The sequence below is a fragment of the Paraburkholderia sp. MM5477-R1 genome (genome assembly GCF_050436385.1).
GTDB lineage: Bacteria > Pseudomonadota > Gammaproteobacteria > Burkholderiales > Burkholderiaceae > Paraburkholderia > Paraburkholderia tuberum.
This window is the reverse complement of record NZ_JBNDMC010000005.1, coordinates 791,066-808,043: the sequence shown is the minus strand read 5'-3', so window position 1 is coordinate 808,043 and position 16,978 is coordinate 791,066. Positions and strand designations below refer to the sequence as shown.

Annotated in this window: 13 protein-coding genes and 4 pseudogenes; 7 read left to right on the top strand and 10 right to left on the bottom strand. The window is 58.3% G+C overall.

Annotation, left to right across the window (positions count from 1 at the left end; translation table 11 throughout):
- The first annotated feature begins 362 nt into the window (after nt 1–362).
- A complete protein-coding gene (locus OKW35_RS16070) occupies nt 363–1,481 on the top strand; it encodes a glycosyltransferase (RefSeq protein WP_429552540.1) in 1,119 nt (372 codons plus the stop codon).
- Nucleotides 1,482–1,565: 84 nt separating this feature from the next.
- Here the strand turns inward: OKW35_RS16070 and OKW35_RS16065 are convergent, their stop codons facing one another.
- Nucleotides 1,566–2,351 carry an FkbM family methyltransferase gene (locus tag OKW35_RS16065; protein WP_429402348.1) on the bottom strand — a complete coding sequence of 262 codons (786 nt, stop codon included), beginning with the start codon at nt 2,349–2,351 and terminating at the stop codon, nt 1,566–1,568.
- 304 nt (nt 2,352–2,655) lie between these two features.
- Nucleotides 2,656–3,330 (bottom strand): annotated as a pseudogene (locus OKW35_RS16060) (IS6 family transposase); the annotation flags it as partial.
- Between OKW35_RS16060 and OKW35_RS16055 the strand changes: the two are divergent.
- Nucleotides 3,238–3,660 (top strand): hypothetical protein, encoded by a 423-nt coding sequence (locus OKW35_RS16055; protein ID WP_429402349.1) that lies wholly within the window; start codon nt 3,238–3,240, stop codon nt 3,658–3,660. The pseudogene OKW35_RS16060 and the gene OKW35_RS16055 sit on opposite strands and share 93 nt — an antisense overlap.
- Nucleotides 3,661–3,860: 200 nt before the next feature.
- Nucleotides 3,861–5,519, top strand: coding sequence for a hypothetical protein (locus OKW35_RS16050; protein WP_429402350.1), 1,659 nt, complete (start codon nt 3,861–3,863; stop codon nt 5,517–5,519).
- A 289-nt stretch (nt 5,520–5,808) separates the two neighbouring features.
- Here the strand turns inward: OKW35_RS16050 and OKW35_RS16045 are convergent.
- The 4 genes and pseudogenes from OKW35_RS16045 to OKW35_RS16030 form a co-directional block, all read right to left on the bottom strand.
- Nucleotides 5,809–6,121, bottom strand: a pseudogene (locus OKW35_RS16045) (transposase); the annotation flags it as partial.
- A 421-nt stretch (nt 6,122–6,542) separates the two neighbouring features.
- Entirely contained in the window at nt 6,543–8,102 is a 1,560-nt protein-coding gene (locus OKW35_RS16040) for a hypothetical protein (protein WP_429402351.1), read from the bottom strand.
- Nucleotides 8,103–8,833: 731 nt separating this feature from the next.
- Nucleotides 8,834–9,565 (bottom strand): annotated as a pseudogene (locus OKW35_RS16035) (IS6 family transposase).
- A gap of 9 nt (nt 9,566–9,574) precedes the next feature.
- Nucleotides 9,575–9,781: a hypothetical protein gene (locus OKW35_RS16030; RefSeq protein ID WP_429552539.1), complete on the bottom strand. Its 207-nt coding sequence runs from the start codon at nt 9,779–9,781 to the stop codon at nt 9,575–9,577.
- A gap of 238 nt (nt 9,782–10,019) precedes the next feature.
- On the opposite strand from OKW35_RS16030, the gene OKW35_RS16025 reads away from it, so the two are divergent.
- The gene (locus tag OKW35_RS16025) at nt 10,020–11,006 is read left to right on the top strand and encodes a virginiamycin B lyase family protein (RefSeq protein WP_429552796.1); all 987 of its coding nucleotides are present in this window, start codon (nt 10,020–10,022) and stop codon (nt 11,004–11,006) included.
- A 73-nt stretch (nt 11,007–11,079) separates the two neighbouring features.
- On the opposite strand, the gene OKW35_RS16020 is transcribed toward OKW35_RS16025, so the two are convergent.
- Nucleotides 11,080–11,499 (bottom strand): DUF1810 domain-containing protein, encoded by a 420-nt coding sequence (locus OKW35_RS16020; protein ID WP_090811630.1) that lies wholly within the window; start codon nt 11,497–11,499, stop codon nt 11,080–11,082.
- Nucleotides 11,500–11,659: 160 nt separating this feature from the next.
- Between OKW35_RS16020 and OKW35_RS16015 the strand changes: the two genes are divergently transcribed.
- A complete protein-coding gene (locus OKW35_RS16015; RefSeq protein WP_429552538.1) occupies nt 11,660–12,130 on the top strand; it encodes a ribonuclease in 471 nt (156 codons plus the stop codon).
- A 580-nt stretch (nt 12,131–12,710) separates the two neighbouring features.
- Entirely contained in the window at nt 12,711–14,060 is a 1,350-nt protein-coding gene (locus tag OKW35_RS16010) for an NAD(P)/FAD-dependent oxidoreductase (RefSeq protein WP_429552537.1), read from the top strand.
- Nucleotides 14,061–14,204: 144 nt separating this feature from the next.
- Here OKW35_RS16010 and OKW35_RS16005 read toward each other — a convergent pair.
- Nucleotides 14,205–14,366: pseudogene (locus OKW35_RS16005) on the bottom strand (cupin domain-containing protein); the annotation flags it as partial.
- A gap of 2 nt (nt 14,367–14,368) precedes the next feature.
- Complete coding sequence (locus OKW35_RS16000; protein WP_184058905.1) at nt 14,369–14,959, bottom strand: LysE family translocator; 591 nt, start codon at nt 14,957–14,959, stop codon at nt 14,369–14,371.
- A gap of 100 nt (nt 14,960–15,059) precedes the next feature.
- Between OKW35_RS16000 and OKW35_RS15995 the strand changes: the two genes are divergently transcribed.
- Nucleotides 15,060–15,950: a LysR substrate-binding domain-containing protein gene (locus tag OKW35_RS15995; RefSeq protein WP_429552536.1), complete on the top strand. Its 891-nt coding sequence runs from the start codon at nt 15,060–15,062 to the stop codon at nt 15,948–15,950.
- An 87-nt stretch (nt 15,951–16,037) separates the two neighbouring features.
- On the opposite strand, the gene OKW35_RS15990 is transcribed toward OKW35_RS15995, so the two are convergent.
- Nucleotides 16,038–16,928: a LysR family transcriptional regulator gene (locus tag OKW35_RS15990; protein ID WP_187613060.1), complete on the bottom strand. Its 891-nt coding sequence runs from the start codon at nt 16,926–16,928 to the stop codon at nt 16,038–16,040.
- Between the last annotated feature and the right edge of the window lie 50 nt (nt 16,929–16,978).

Sequence of the window (16,978 nt, the reverse complement as noted above, 5' to 3'; positions counted from 1 at the left end):
GCTCCCGCTACCCCCAAGTTCAATATGAATGACGTCCGGCGGTAAAAATTGCAGCGCGCCGCAATGGGTTCACTCGACGTCCGTCCGCTGTAAGCAAGAGCGCGGCATACGTGGTTGCGTAAAATCCAGTCACGCACTCAACCTTTAACGCCATGCTCCACAAAATCGGCCATAATCTAAATCGATGCGATTAATTGTCGCGCATTGTTTCTGTCGCGTGCTAATCTGATTTGTGAAGATGAGAGCGCGGTATGTGAACCGCTTACTTGTGCTCGGCATTCAAAAAGCTAGCGGCCTTTACCCTCGTCGCGCGCGCTTCGGCGTCTGCCTTTGCGGCGTACGGCTCAACGGGAGATGTATAAATGGGGCAGGTTACCAATGATTCTGTTGGTCGCACCAGGAATCAAGAAGTAAACGGACTGCGGCCGCGCGTGCTGATGTGTCCATTCACCAACCCGACAAATCGCTATATCGAGATTCAAAAAGATCTGTATAGGTCGGTCGGTTATGACGTCGCGCCGCTCTCCATCAAAGGCCTGCTGAAGGGAGGATTCTTTCAGCTGTTCAAGCCAGACAATATTCTCGTTTTTCATTGGCTTGAATATCGGCCGTTCAGGCGGCAGAAAGGGACTGCGCAGTTGAGCTTGCTCGGCTCGTTGCTCTTCGCTTTTTACTGCTCCTTGATGCTGATCGGTCGAGCAAAGGTTGTGTATTTCGTCCACGATCAGGCAGTCCACGACACAGTAGGATTCAACAGGCGCCTCTCGATTCGGCTTATTGCCTTCATACGCCGTCTGGCAGACTTTCGCGTGGTCCACGCACCGGATTTTCAGGTTCAGTTCAGCGCGCGCTATTTACCCCACCCACTCTATTGGGACGCGCCCGGCCAGCCGCCGACTACGCCGAGGGCGGGTAGCGCGACACCGCTCTATTCGATGCTCGGTGTGATTCGCCCGTACAAGCAGATCGATGCGGTTCTTGACGTCTGGCCGAGCGAATGCAAGCTGGATATAGCCGGGCACGGTACGGAAGCTTATGTTGCCACGCTGAACGGAATCATCGACAGGCGATCGTTGCGCGATACGGTGCGCCTCGACGCAAAATTCCTGTCTGACGCGGAATTCGCGCAGAGGATTGCCGATAGCGATGTGCTGATCCTCCCGCATGCGGTCGATTCAATGCTGGTGAGCGGCGCGTTTTTTGAGGCCATTGGGCGCGTGCCGCTGGTTATCTCTCGCTCGACGCCGTTTATGATCTGGGCGGCCAGCAAGTTCGACAATGTCATTCTCTTCGATGACGTTGCTCAGCTCCCTGAAATCATTGGTTTGATCAACAGTTCATGGCCAACGATCGTCTGCACTGCAAGCAATCGCTTGGCTGTTGATGAGTTCGGTTGGAACGTGTGCTGCCGGCGCTACGAGCAGTTCTTCGAAACGGTCGTGGGGCACGCGAGTGCGGCGGGAAGCGCCGTTACCGGATGAGGGCGACGCGTGCGGGCAACGGGTCCGTTAGGAAACGAGGCCTCTGGATTGCTCCAGCGGAACGAAGACCGTAGATGCCCGCCTCTATCGAGCGATTGACGGAATTTTCGTCGCGACGAGATCGACGTAGCTCATCGGATCGTCGCGCCATTCGGTGATGGTACTTTGCAGACGGCGTGTTATTTCCCCAATAGGTCCGCTTTCCCCCCATTGACCGGACTTCGCGTCGGTCTCCTCGATTTGACCGTAGCTGAAGTGCTCTTCGAGGAAACGGAGCACGATTTCGGGACCTCCCCCTAAGCGGGCCATGTGATAGGGCGACCATTCCACCAAAATTGCATCGGCCCTAGCGAGCGTTTGCCTGCCGCCGGCGAACACGAAGGGCTCAGCGCCCTGCGTATCGATTTTGGCAAAAACAGGCGAAGTCAGCTTGATGGGCAGGTCATCCAGCCTGACACATTGCACATCAATGATCTTGCGACCCGCCTCATTTTGTTTCGCGGGCAGGCCTGTTTCTATGTGCAGACGATGGTCCCCGAGATTGCCGTCGGCAATTTCAAACGGCAACACGTCGTCGTGTTCGTGCAATGCCAGCTGGTAGGTCTCTATGTCGGATGAAGGGCAGTTCTCGGCGATATTGCGCAACAGATTCCGGTAGTTGACTGGTTCAGGTTCGAACGCGTAACACTTCACACTGTCGTTGTACTGCGCAATCGGAATGGTCGTCATTCCGATATTTGCGCCGATGTCGAGGTAGGTTCCGCCGGAACCGGCGAAAAATGCTTTCAATCTTTCGGCCAGCTCGGGTGCCCAACGACCGGTCTCAGCGTATTTCTTCAGTATGCTCAGGTCGTTTGAACTGCTGGCCATTATGCCGTATTGTCCGCTTGCTGCAAGCTGCACGACATTGAGCTTTCGGGCGAGGCTGGAGAGGTAAAAATACCCGTATTCCTGTGCAAGCGCACGGTCCTCGATAAGCGACTTCGCGATAGCATGCCGAAACCTCAAAGGAAGCAACGCCGTTACAGCGCCAGTAGCCGAGAGTATAAACTTTTTCATGAAAGTAGAATACAAACAATGTTGTCTGTAGAACAGCTTTTCGTCTCAGGGCTTTGTCACGTTGCCGATCACCGGACGAATCGTGTTCAGGCGAAACAGTCGCCCAGAAAACAGCAGACGAATTCTGGGTGAGACCGGTGAAAAGACGCCAGGCTTCAAACCGGGTCGCGAGCTGCTTTCGATAAAGCGAAGCGCGCAGCAGATGACGCTTGAGCGCGAAGTGTTGCCGGATCGGACCGAAGCACGACAGGAACGCCTGCGTGCGCCCGGGCAGGCGGAAACCACGCATACGTCGCTCGCGTTCACGCGTGGGCTGATGGCTGTTCTCTGCACGGTTGTTGACGCGGGCGGCCGCCTTGACGAACACGTGCTTCACGTTCGCCAGCTCTGGGATTTCGGTCTTTGCTGCGGGGTAACTGCGCAACTGGTCAGTGACGATCTTCTTCGGCACCTCGGGACAGGCCGCCAGTACACGTTTGAAGAAACGTTTCGCGGCGGCCTTGTCGCGCCGCTTCTGTAGCAGGATGTCGAGCTCGATGCCGTGCTGGTCGACGGCACGCCACAGCACATAAGGTTCACCGCGCAATGACACGAATACTTCATCAAGATGCCACGTGCTGCCCGGCTGGCGGCGGGCAGCCTTCACGCGATGCGCGAAACCAGCCCCAAACTTGTCTATCCACCGCCGGATCGATTCGTGGCTGACGATCACGCCACGCTCGAACAGCAACTCCTCGATATCGCGCAGGCTGAGCTGGAACCTGAAATACCAGCGTACCGCGTGACTGATGACTCACGCCGGGAACCGGTGACCGTGATACAGCGATTTCGTTTTCTTCATCACTTCATCTTAACTGACCGCAGCGCCAAACGTGACAAAGCCATATCGGACATTACCGCGTGCTTTCCGGCCCGTTCCGCGCGCATTGTCCTCGACGGTTCTATGCTTCGTTGCAACATTGAACGCGTTCGCAAAGGCGCGATGGCTTGTTTGCAATGTAACCCCGCCGTATCTGCGTTGCGACAGAAGACGGTGCTTCGAGAACGAGATTGTCCTTCGGTCTTCCAATGGCGTTCGCGCCGTTCGACGCGGTGTTGTCCTCGGCTGGCTGCTCGGTGAGTTCCGGCGAGTGTGCGCGTTCAAAAGATCGCGACGCAGGCCTCCCCATTTGGTGGACAAGCGACACAATCGGATCAATCTGCCTATGCTCCAGTTACGTCGGTCGTGCCGATGCTCTCGCCACGGCAACGTGTGCGCCGCGTACCGCGCGGCCGCATAGGGGTTGAATCGACGGGAGCGGCATTGGAGGAACTATAGGGATGCGAATAGTCAGTTATCTTGAGCGGCTTGCTGACTTACTACGGCCGCAATACGGCCAGAGCGGGAGTTCCTCCAGTCCGGAGTACCGGACTCAGGATCGGCTACCACCGGGTACGGATTCCGTCGCCATACGCTGGTATTCGACGAAGTGGGCTTATGCTGCCGCGATTTTCCTGGTGTTGGGCATCAGTGCCGGTTGGGCGAGCACGTTTGGTTACCTGACCATCGACTCCTGGAATTACCTGCATCTTGCTCAATCGATCAGAGACGGGCAGGGCTGTTCGGTGCGGGGCGCCTACTTTGCAACATTTCCTTGTGGCTATCCGCTGGTGATTGCCTTGACTGCGCCTTCGACCGAGATAGGCGCCTTGATCGTAAGCAGCAAGGTCACTAACCTTATCCTGCTGTTCGTCGGCTTTTTCTTCCTGATGAAGACCTTCAGGAATGTGCTGGTTCCGGTTCTAATCGTCGTCAATCCGTTCACCATCGAGCTTTACCAGTACACATGGTCTGAAAATCTTTTTTTGCTTGCATTTTGCGCGTCTATCTATGCAATCTCCAGAATTGCGCACAACGGTTCATCACGCTGGTACGCGGTATTGCTCGCGTGCACGCTCATTGTCGGATGTTCGTCGAGATATTTCTTTGCGCCGTTCTCCGTGGTAATTTTCGCTGCGGCATGGATCTCGTACGGCAGAACGACGGCCATTAGAGCATTGCCCGCATTCGTGGCCGCCGCAATCTTTTTCCTCGGGTATCAAAAATTCAATGTGGTCGCGACGGGTTTTCCTACCGGTACGCCGCGTATCCCAGCGCCAGAAACCTTCGTTTTTCTGTTGTTTAGGTTCATCCGTCAGGTGGGCAAGGAGTTTATTCTCACGGGGGCGTTGCTGCTGATATTGCTATGGGGTTTGAAGCGAACTCGAGGGTGGGCTTCTGCGTCGGGTAGCCGGGCACGCGTCGATGCACAGCCTTGTCGCCTGCTGGCGCTAAGTGGCGCAGGCTACCTTTTGCTCGCATTCTATCTGCGCACTTTGACTCAATACGATATCTATTCGCCGCGCACTGTGAGCTACGGTCTAGTTTTTGTGATCGCTGCGCTTGTCGGGCTGGTTACCCGTACAAGAACGAACTATTATCCGGCGATACCCGTCATTATTTATGGGGCCTTTTGCCTGCTTACTGCGCAGGCGGAATTTATTACGACGTTGGCAGGTAACATTGTCCATCATCGATACGTCTCGCCTGTCGATGCACTTGAGCGCTATCGCAATTCGGGCACAAATGCGGACATAATCGTCTCGTTACGTATCCCGGATGTCGGCCCGACCATGGACGCGTTTCCTCAGCTTTATTATCCGAAACGCGCGTCGATTATCGAGGTCGAGGCGGCGCCCTATTCAGTGCCCGATACCGTCTCTAACCTGAAGAAAAAGATCGAGAATGCACGGAGGCAGTCCTGCGTTTTCGATTTCACACCGTTCAGGAATAGACACGACTTGGAGCGATTTGTCGACGGGTCGTTTCCTGTCGGATTCAGCTTCCGTTCTTTCCCGCATGGTCCACAAGTCGACCAGCGAGGGACACTTGATCCTTCAATGCGGTCTCTTTTGCTGGCGAAGTTCCAGCCTGGCCGCTACGTTGCGTGCTCATTTTGATTCCGGTTCGCACAAGCAGGGGCTTTTCGTCGTGATGAGGCACGTACTGCGGTGGCCCAACCCTGACCGAACCCATGTTATTCGATAGGTGCAATGGGCCAGTCGGTCTGGCCGGGCGAAGGAGCAAGGCTGTACGACGACCCGCTGTTTGCCAGTTCGCAGATCGGTTCTGTCGCAGTAAGGAGAGAATGACGAAGGAAGGTGATATGACAAGGACACCTTAGATAACCAGGGAGTAGAATTGTTCGGCGACGCGCGGATGGGTTCCTTTCGCCGTTTTCATCTGCCTGACAGGACGATCGCCACGCCGCGATCTGTTTGGGATAAAGAACTTTGCGGCGGCAGTACTCCGCCAGCTCCACTGCATTGAGCGGGGCGAATTCCAGCACTACGGCAGACTTGTCTTCCGAAGACTCCATCCTTCGGGATTCTTCCCATCGCCCGGCACGGCCAGTCCTTGTCTTTTCGCCTGTCGGCGCCAGGTGTACAGCGTCTGTTCATTAATCCCCGTTTCTCTGGCCAGCGCCGAAACCAGCGCGTTTTCCGGCGGTATCATGCGGCGCACCAGCGCTTCATTTTCTTTCTGCTGAGTAGGCTTTCATTCACTCTGATTCTACCCCGCCGGACCATGTCTATAAGAATCAAACAACGGTCGAGTGGCCCGATGGAACTGGCCCCTCAGGCTCTCACAGATCCGTACGTGAATCTCTCGATTCATACGGCTCTTCTTGTCCGCCGTTCTTCGAAACAGAAATCCGAGTGCGCGAACACCTTTCTTGTTTCCTGCGCTCATTACTAGTTTCCTGTCATCTACGACGACAGCTTAAATGCTTGTCTCAATTTCTGGGTCCACTTTACAGGTCGACTTCGAGTGGGGCAAACAATCCAGACCGATGGCAAGCGAGGTCGATTGACTCGCACCGACGCGTCAGGAAGCAAACGGCCACCGACAAAAGAACTGGCCTCGCGCGCGGAAGCAACGGGAGGCCAGATCGGCGCGTCAGACGCGAGTATTCGCCAGGATCAGATGTCCGCGTGGCTCGACGTAAAGCCCGTGAACGCACCGTACGGCGGGTTCAACGGCACACCGTTAGTCATAATGCCAAAAGTGTTGTTGCCGCTATCGAGCACGTAATACATGACGGACTGAATGTTGTGCGTCTTTCGTGCCGCATAGAACGAACCGAATTGCGACGTAATGTAATTTGCCCGATACGCCTGCGTTTGTTCCGGACCGGTGTTCCACTCCGTGATGATGAACGGCACACCGTATCTGGCCTTGCAGTACGTCGGCAGATCGATGCCGGGCCCAGCGCCATCCGTGCCAATGTTGAAAATGTCGCCGTACACTTCGTAGTTGTGCCAGGTCGTGATGTCCCAGCGCACTTTCGGATGGCCGCCGCTGCCGTCCGGTTGGATGCCGTCCCACAGCGCGTCCGACGCGCCGACATCCGCAACGCAGAAGTTGATACCACACTTCGCGGAAGGCAGAACCGACTTTACTCCGTCGATCATGCCGCGCATGGCGCCGCGCATGAGAGGCCAGTTCGCATTGTTGAAATCGATCGCCTTCGTACCTGCGTTGGTTGAGTCAATGATGATGGCCTTGTCGCGGGTCAGCTCATTTCCACATTCATAAAGGGCCACCCCATACGGCTTCAGCGCATTGGCGATCGTCGAGGCGGACGCGTAACCGGCGTTGTAAGAGGCCGATTCGCTCGCGAAAAGCGTGCCGCTGGTGTCGTAGAAACCCTGTGCAATCGTTACGAGCAGCGTCATCCCAGCCGACTGGAACGCCTGCGCGAGTTTGACCACGGCATTCAGTTCACTCGGATCCGACGTGCAGCCGACGCGGTAGCTCGTGCACCCCAAACCCTTTAGGATCGAGACGACTTGCGCGGGCGTGTACGTGTAATCGAAGTGACCGTTGATACCGTAGAAACTACCCGCAGCCGCAGCTACGGCAATGCGCGGATCGGTGCACGGCAACCATTGGGAGGCGACCTCGGCATTCGCGTAAAACTGTCCGCTTGTGTTGCAGCAATAGACCTTGCCGCCGTACCAGAGCACGAGCGTCACGTTGTAGTTGATTCCTACGACAACGCCGTTTTTGTAGATGACACCGTTGGTCAGGGTCCAGACAGCGCCGGTCTTGTCGATAATGCTCGCCGCGGAAGGCATCGTGGTTCCGTCTGGAGACGTAGTGCCCAAGCGCGGATCGCTGCAACCCTGCCACCCCGAGCCAGTCCATGTGGAGAACTGTCCGCTTGTGTTTTCAACATAGATGTTGCCGTTGTAACACAGCGCGACGATCACATTGTAGTTGTTTCCGGCCTTTGCTCCGTTTTGGTAAACCGAGCCGCCCGAAAGCGTCCAGGTGGCGCCCGCGCCGTCAATCAGCGAGCTAGCCGGCGGCATTGCCGAACCGTTCGGTGAAGCACTCTTTGCCGTTGCGCTTGCTTTCTGGGCTGCCGCGCTGGAGGCAATGCCGCTATCTTCCGTGCCACCACCGCCGCACGCGCTCAAAATAACACTTCCACCTAGCGCCGTCAGGCTACCAAGAAATTGTCGTCGTTTTAACATTACGAATTATTCCACTATCGGGAAAATTCCCGAAAAAAGTTAAAAAATTTGGTTTTCTAATTTCCGAATTAGTAAATGCGATTAACACCGACTAACCGTTTATTCGCGGTCCTTATCGACTGGAAAATTTATGTCCTATGCACGCATTCTTCTGCGAGATTTATCAGCCTGATAAAAATGCCGTTCCATTGAGCGTGCGAGTACAACTGACGTGCGCAAGCCGATCAAAGCGGGCGTGCTATTTCGCGCGATCGTGAGATTCAGAACCAACGGTGGAAACAACCGTGACCGCGTTACGGTACCGCCGAACACGCGCGGCACTCGCAACGCAAAGTTTTCCTACCGGAAAGCGTTCCCCCGAGTCGCTCGGCAAATTCTTCGCACTAGTGCTTCGAACGGGGTAAACCCTACCGGTAAAGGAGCAAAATTAAAAGAGTAGGCAGCAGATTTCCGCCAAAAAGGAGGATCTTTGCGAATAGTCTGCTGCATTGAAAAAATTGTGGCCTTCTCCACGGATCAGAGGATTGGACGCCCTGTATTTTTGCCGTTTCGACCCTATCAAGGCGCGCTCGATATTGCCGCACGATTATTTTTATTTAAAAGTCAACCTGCTCGACACCTCGCTGAAATAAGGGTCGAATTAAGTTTTCGTTCCCTAGGCGGCGTGAAAGCGCGGCGGCTTTGTCACGTTGCCGATCACCGGACGAATCGTGTTCAGGCGAAACAGTCGCTCAGAAAACAGCAGACGGATTCTGGGTGAGACCGGTGAAAAGACGCCAGGCTTCAAACCGGGTCGCGAGCTGCTTTCGATAAAGCGACGCGCGCAGCAAATGACGCTTGAGCGCGAAGTGTTGCCGGATCGGACCGAAGCACGACAGGAACGCCTGCGTGCGCCCGGGCAGGCGGAAACCACGCATACGTCGCTCGCGTTCACGCGTGGGCTGATGGCTGTTCTCTGCACGGTTGTTGACGCGGGCGGCCGCCTTGACGAACACATGCTTCACGTTCGCCAGCTCTGGGATTTCGGTCTTTGCTGCGGGGTAACTGCGCAACTGGTCAGTGACGATCTTCTTCGGCCACCTCGGGACAGGCCGCCAGTACACGTTTGAAGAAACGTTTCGGGGCGGCCTTGTCGCGCCGCTTCTGTAGCAGGATGTCGAGCTCGATGCCGTGCTGGTCGACGGCACGCCACAGCACATAAGGTTCACCGCGCAATGACACGAATACCTCATCAAGATGCCACGTGCTGCCCGGCTGGCGGCGGGCAGCCTTCACGCGATGCGCGAAACCAGCCCCAAACTTGTCTATCCACCGCCGGATCGATTCGTGGCTGACGATCACGCCACGCTCGAACAGCAACTCCTCGATATCGCGCAGGCTGAGCTGGAACCTGAAATACCAGCGTGACTGATGACTGACGCCGGGAACCGGTGACCGTGATACAGCGATTTCGTTTTCTTCATCACTTCGTCTTAACTGACCGCAGCGCCAAACGTGACAAAGCCGGCGCCACTACATGCTTCCATGGCGACGAGGCACGGCGGGACGTTGACGAACCAGTTGAGGAAGCTTGCGCGCGTGACGGCCTTGCGGACCACAACGCGGCCCATATGATCGACAGCATGGATTTGCATCACGTTTTTGGAAAGATCTACACCGATGCGGGCAATGGCGTTCATGACTTTCTCCGTACGACGATGGTGGCATGTCAGTCCATGATGGCACGGGATCATGCCATCAGCGGCAGGCGACGCTCCTTACCAATTCGGGTACGGGGTACGATGCTTGGCCATAATCGGCACCTCCTTCTCCAAAGGATAGATGTCCGTTTTTGCGGGTCAACTTCAATTTGCCCGCTTGGACTTCAAACATTTTCCGAAACTTGCTCCGCAATCGACTGCCCGGTCTGCGATTGCCCTGGCTCTTTACGCCATCGCTTTCGCGATCAGCACAGACAACCTTGGCCTCGCGCAGGCTCAAGCACAGCCGCCGTCGCTCGAGAGCTTCGCCATCCCGGCCGGCAGCGCACCGCATGACGTCGCACCGGCGCATGACGGCACCGTGTGGTACACCGCGCAGGCGCGGGGAGCGGTCGGGCGGCTGGACCCGCGCAGCGGCAAAACCGACACGATCGCGCTCGGCGCCGGATCGGCGCCACATGGCGTGATCGTCGGCCCCGATCGTGCGGCGTGGGTCACTGACGGCGGCCAGAACGCAATCGTGCGTATCGATCCGAAGACGCTCGCCGTCACGCGTTTTCCGCTACCCAAGGACCGGCCAGACGCCAATCTGAATACCGCCGTGTTCGACAAACAGGGGCATCTGTGGTTTACGGGGCAAAGTGGTATCTACGGTGAACTCGATCCGCAGCGATCGCGCATGCGCGTCTTTGATGCCCCACGCGGCGCCGGGCCCTACGGTATCTGCGTGACCCGCTCCGGGGATCTGTATTTCGCTTCGCTGGCGGGAAATTACGTAGGTCGCATCGACCCGACGACGGGCGCGGCACAGGTCATCGAGCCACCAACGTCGAATCAGGGCGCGCGCCGCGTCTGGGCCGATTCCAGGGGGCGCATCTGGGTCAGCGAGTGGAACGCCGGAAAAGTCGGCGTGTACGATCCTGGCACGCATCATTGGCGCGAATGGCGACTGCCCGGCAACGATCCGCACGCGTATGCAATATTCGTCGACGACCAGGACATCGTCTGGCTCAGCGAATGGAGTGCTAATGCGCTAGTGCGCTTCGATCCGCGTGCCGAGCGGTTCGACGTGTTGCCGCTGCCGCGTGACCACGCGAACGTCCGTCAGATGATGGGTCGTCCGGGCGAGGTCTGGCTGTCCGAATCCGGCACGGATCACCTGCTGCTCTTTCGATCCCGTGCAGCCGATGTGAGCGGGCAGTGACCACGCACTGCACCGGGAGCGGAATTGCGCGGTCCGCTGCGCCCCGCGTGCGCGGGACCGCTACCAAAATGGTCTAGAGCAGCTGGAGGGTCCGCGGATCGGCTTCTCCGCCGAAATACTTGCGCAAAGCTTCGATGAATACGTCGTTGTCGTTCGTGGCGCGCGCGAACAAGGTGACCGACGAGCGAAACTTCAGGTCATCCGGATACCCGAATATTTCCTCGACGGAGCGGTCGCTGACGAGGTTGACCAGGTGCGTCGTTTCGCGCAGCCGTGGGCCGAGTATCGGGTGGCGCAGATAGGCTTGCGCTTCGTCCAGCGACGAAAGCGCGAATCGCTGAGCCATTGCGCTGGTTCCGAGCCCCTCGATTTGAGGAAACACGAACCACATCCAGTGGCTTCGCTTGCGTCCGTGCCTCAGTTCATCGCATACCTGGTCGTAGACCGGCTCTTGTGCATCGAGGAAGCGCTGAAGATCATAGGGATCGTCCATTTCGTACTCCGCTGCAGGCGTGGAAACCATCGTTAAACCACGATTCTCGCGCGCATGCAGGCACGGGTCTACGATGGATCGTTGATTCGCTCCGTCATTAGCGATACCTTTACGTCTATCCAGGTCGTCGGGTGCTGGTCAACGAAGGGAGAACCGTTTCGTGAAGAGAGCGTGGGCTGTCTCCTGCATCGTCGCATTGAGCGCGATCTTCGGCGGATGCGGCAAGCAGGGACCGCAAAGCGCCACTGAGGCATCGGGCGCATCCGCGAGCTCGGCGCCGGTTCAGCCAGCACAGGGTGCGAGCAATGCAACCGCTGCATCAGGCGCCCAAGGAACGGGCGCGCTGGTCACCGTCACCAAGGCGCAGTTGCCGGCGGAGGCGGCCGAAACTCTGCGACTGATCAAAGCGGGCGGCCACTTCCCGTTTAGCGATGACGGCGTCTTGTTTCGTAACAGTGCGGCTTTGCTGCCGAAGCATCCGCGCGGTTACTACCACACCTATACGGTTCGCACACCAGGCGCGACGGATCGGGGGCAGCGTCGGATCGTATGTGGTGGGCCGCGCAAGCAAACCGGCGAGTGCTATTACACCGACGATTACTACGCCAGCTTCAAGCGCATTGGAGAATAAAGACGGAATGAACTGCATCAGCGACGCTATCTGCGAACTGGCGGCGGCGTCGCAAGGCATCTTTTCGCTAGCTGCGATGGCGCCTGTTTCAGCGAGTTCGGCGACGCAGTCATGGTGCCATTGAGGCCCACAACGATGAGATACCTGCCGACGGCATCAATCCATCGACCAAAAGTGTGAACGTTGATGGCTTCATCCTGATCACCAAAGATCTGGCGAAGAACGACCCCCAGCCATCAGCGCGGCACCTACGATCACCCCTTTGACGACCACGCCGAGTGGAAGGGCGCCGAACTGCGTTCAGCAGTACGTTCGAGCGCCTGGCCATCGCGGCGAGCCGACTGCGCCGAAATGAAGTCGCGCGTCGGGTCTCGGGCATCGTGCGTGTGAACCTGGAGGGGTTTCCAGACAGTGCGAGTACGCCGTTGAGGGCGAGGTCAGTAGGAGATCTCTCAATCAGAAAACCTGAAGGCAACCATCAGAACTATGAGATTTTCCTGCCGTCGGGCTTCTGCGATAGTTGTTCTGAACCGTTGTGTTGGATTTCCGTACCGCGCGTCGTCGTCCAGGGAGAATCTGCATGCATCGTTTTGTGATCGTGGGAGGAGGGGCGGGTGGCATCGAACTCGCAACGAGGCTAGGCGATAGTTATGGTGGTCGGCGAAGAAGCGGGGGGCAACGTGCCTCCGTTACGTTGATCGACCGCAACCCGACGCATATCTGGAAGCCCCTGTTGCACGAGGTCGCAGCAGGAAGTCTGGACCCATTCGCACAGGAACTGGCGTACGCCGCGCAAGCCCAGTGGCACGGCTTCCAGTTCATCCAGGGCGAACTTGTCGGACTGGATCGTGGCTCGAGGCAGGTCCTGCTTGCGCCACTGCTCGATGACGACGGAACCGAACTGGTACCGCCGCGCCGAATCGGGTACGACTCGTTGATTGTTGCCATCGGTAGTACAACGCACTACTTCGGCGTGCTGGGCGCGGCGGAAAATTCGCTCGCGCTTGACAACGTCGCTCAAGCGGAACGCTTCAGAAAGCGCCTGATTTCAGCTTGCATTCGCGCCGAACAACAACGAGACGCCGGTGAGCGGAGTGCATGTGGAGTGCCCGTCGATCACGCGCCTCGTGTTCAGGTCGCGATCGTTGGCGGGGGCGCTACGGGCGTGGAATTGTCCGCCGAATTGCGCAATACGGCGAAGGTACTTTCATCATGCGGCTTGCATCGGCTCGACCCCACACACGACGTCGGGATCGTGCTCATTGAAGCTGGGCCGCGGATTCTGCCAGCGTTGAAAGAACGCGTGTCCACCGCAGCTGCCGGACTGCTGGGCAAACTCAATGTCAAGTTGATGGTCGACGAGCGGGTCGCGGAGGTCGCGCCCGGACTCATCCGCACGAAAAACGGCAAGACGATACGTGCGGATCTCACGGTGTGGGCCGCGGGCATCAAGGCACCCGCGGTGCTTTCAACGCTCGATGGGCTGACCGTCAATCATCTGGGGCAACTCAGTGTGCGTCGCACGCTTCAAACGGATCTCGACGACCATATATTCGCGTTCGGCGATTGCGCGGCCTGTCCATGGTTGGGTTTCGAGCGCAATGTTCCACCGCGCGCCCAGGCGGCTCATCAGCAGGCATCGTTTTTAGTCAAGGCACTTGCGCGACGCATCGAGGGGCAAAAGCTTTCGGAGTTTGCCTATCGCGATCTCGGCTCGCTAGTGTCGCTCGGGCACGCGAATGCGGTAGGGAGTCTGATGGGAGGTCTTATCGGCGGCAGCATGCTCGTGGACGGACTGCTTGCTCGCTTCATGTATTTGTCGCTGTATCGGATGCACGTTGCAGCGCTGCATGGCTATGCACGCATGATCGTCAATACCCTCGCGCATCGGCTCCGTCGAAGCACCGCGCCGCACGTCAAACTGCACTGAGCACGCCTTTCAGCGTCGACTCGAGCGGAGGCGCCATGCACGCTCGAAACGGCACCTCGGCCAGACGATGCCGACGTCTCCGGCGTCTCGAATGGCTTCATCCAGCAAGGTCTCGATATCGGGGTGCTCGTGTTCTTCGGCAAGCTCCTCGTGCTCATGGTCGTGCCACACGAGCTGCCCGCGCACTTTCGCGACCTTCACGTACTGATCGTTGACCTGTGCGACAACTTTCGGCGACCAATGATCCGACACATCGGCGAACGCGGCTTCAAGGTCGAACGATTCGGCGAACGGATGGGAAGACATGCTTATCTCCAGGTCGGAATGAGGGATGCGGCGAGTAGCACACCCATCGCGAGATTGAGAATGCGCCAGTGGCGCGGCGTCCGAAACAGCCGGGCGAATAGCACGCCGAGCGCACACCACAGCGCGAGCGACGCGCACGCAGTCACCCCGAACGCTGCACCGAGCAGCATCGCGAGGCGGTTCGGATTGTTTGCGAGCAGCGCGAAAGACGCCGCCGCGCCAACCGTCATCGCCCAGCCTTTCGGGTTGAGCCAGAGCAGCAGGAAACCGTTGACGAGCGAAACCGGGCGCACGGGGCCGTTGCTCGCGTTTGGCGGCCCGCTGCGCGCGATGCGCCACGCGAGCCACAGCAGATACGCCGAGCCGAGCGCCCTCACCGCCGTTTGCAGCGACGGCAGCGTCAGAAGCAGGCCGCCAAGCCCGAGCGCGGCGACCGCGGCGAGCAAGGCGAGGCCCATCGCGATGCCGAGCATCAGCGGTATCGAGCGTACGAAGCCGAAGCGTGCGCCTGAGGCGGCGGCGAGCGTGGTCGCGCCGCCGGGCGTCACGGTCGCGACGGCGACGAAGAGCAGAAGCGGCAGAATCGAGGTCATCGGTGCACATTCGGATCAGTGAATTCGCACTGTACGGATCGTCAAGGCATCGTGAAAGCTAATAATATTGATGCGGTACATTACGTCGCATAATGCATAGATGAGCCGAAACCTCGACCTCGATCTTATCCGCACCTTCGTTGCCGTCGCCGATAGCGGCAGCATGACGGTCGCCGCGAATCTGCTGCACATGACGCAAGGCGCCGTGAGCCAACAGGTGAAGCGCCTCGAAGATGTGCTGGATTGCCTTCTGTTCGTTCGCAAGACGCGCCGGCTGGAACTGTCGCACCAGGGCGAGCAGTTTCTCGTGAAGGCGCGCAAGCTGCTGCGGCTGAACGATGAAATCTGGGCCGACATGACCGGCCAGCCGTTGCGCGGCGCCTTGCGTGTGGGCGTGCCTTACGATCTCGTGACGCGGCTCGCGCCCGCGATGAAGGCATTCGCCGAGGCGCATCCGCACGTCGAAATTTCGTTGGTGTGCGCGGCGTCGCCAGAGCTGAGCGAAGCGGTGAATAGCGGTCGCGTTGACGTGTCGTTGGTCGAATATGTCGCAAGCGAAGCCGAAGGTGAAGTGGTCTGCATCGAGCCGTTGGTGTGGGTCAAGGGGCGCGGCAGTGATGCATGGCAGAAGCGGCCGTTGCCGCTGTCGATGGTAGACGAGCGTTGTGCTTTCCGTCCGGTGGTGCTCGGCGCGCTCGCGGACGAGGGCATTGCGTGGCGCACGGTGTTCGAGAGCGGAAACATCGAGGCGACCGCCGCAACGGTGCGCGCGGGCCTCGCGATTACGGCCTGGCTCGCCTCCACGGTGCCGGCCGATCTGGAGACGCTCACGTTTCGAGTCAGCGGCTTGCCTGTACTGCCTCCGTTCGCGATCTGTCTGCGATTGCCCGCGACGGTTCAGCCAGCGGCACAGGAATTCGCGCGCCATGTGCGGGATTCGATGTCGAGCGACGCAGGCACTCGACGCGCGCCGCTCGCGAACATTGCGTGACGGACGGCGTTTGAAGTGCACGCCGGAATCGACTGATTCAGACGCACGCAGTGCCGCCAGCCAGCTTTTAGTTCACGGACGTCGCTCCTACAAGCGCTGCGGCAGCGCAGCCGCAAAATAGTCAGTCACCCTGCGCACGCGCGCAGGCACGAAACGACGCCTCGGCCAGATGATGCTTACATCACGGGCGTCGCGAATGAAGTCGTCCAGCACGGTCACAATGTCGGGATGCTTGAGTTCGTCGGCGAGCGAGAGCTTCGCGAAGAGGCCGATTCCCACGCCCGCGAGCACGGCCGATCGTATTGTCTCGACGCTATTCGACGACAGGTTACCTCGCACCGGTACGCTGAATCGGCCTCGCGGCCCATGAAACGGCCAGTTTGCCGACTCCATCAGACCGCCGTAGAGCAGGCAATTGTGATTGGCGAGTTCGGTAGGATCCTTCGGTACACCGTATTGCTCGAAATAGCGACGCGATCCGACGCAGACCAGCGGGGTGCTGGCAATCCGCTTCACGACCGAATCCGGATCGTTGACGGAGCCCACTCGAATCGCGAGATCGATTCGATCCTCGACCATATCGCGTACGAAATCCGACAACACGAGATCGACCCGCAGACCAGGATAGCGCGACAGCAGCTCGGGAATGAGCGGAACAACGTGCAGGCGACCGAACGTAGAGGCAGAGGCGATCCGGACAAGCCCCGAGACATCCAGCGTGCTGCTGGTCAGTTCGCTGTCGGCCACCTCAATCTCGTCCAGCAACGGCTTGGTGCGTTCGTAGTATTTCTGCCCCTGATCCGTCAGGGTCACGCTGCGTGTGCTTCGGTTGAATAGCAGCACGCCCAGGCGCTTTTCCAGCGCGCCGATCGACTTACTGATCGCGGACTGTGACTCGCCGGTTCTGCGCGCCGCGGCGGAAAAGCCACCCGCTTCAACGACGGCGAAGAAGGCGTTCAATTCGTGAAACCGATCCATTGTATTTCTCTCGTGCGATCTATTCTCTCGGTGAATGGATCTTATGATAA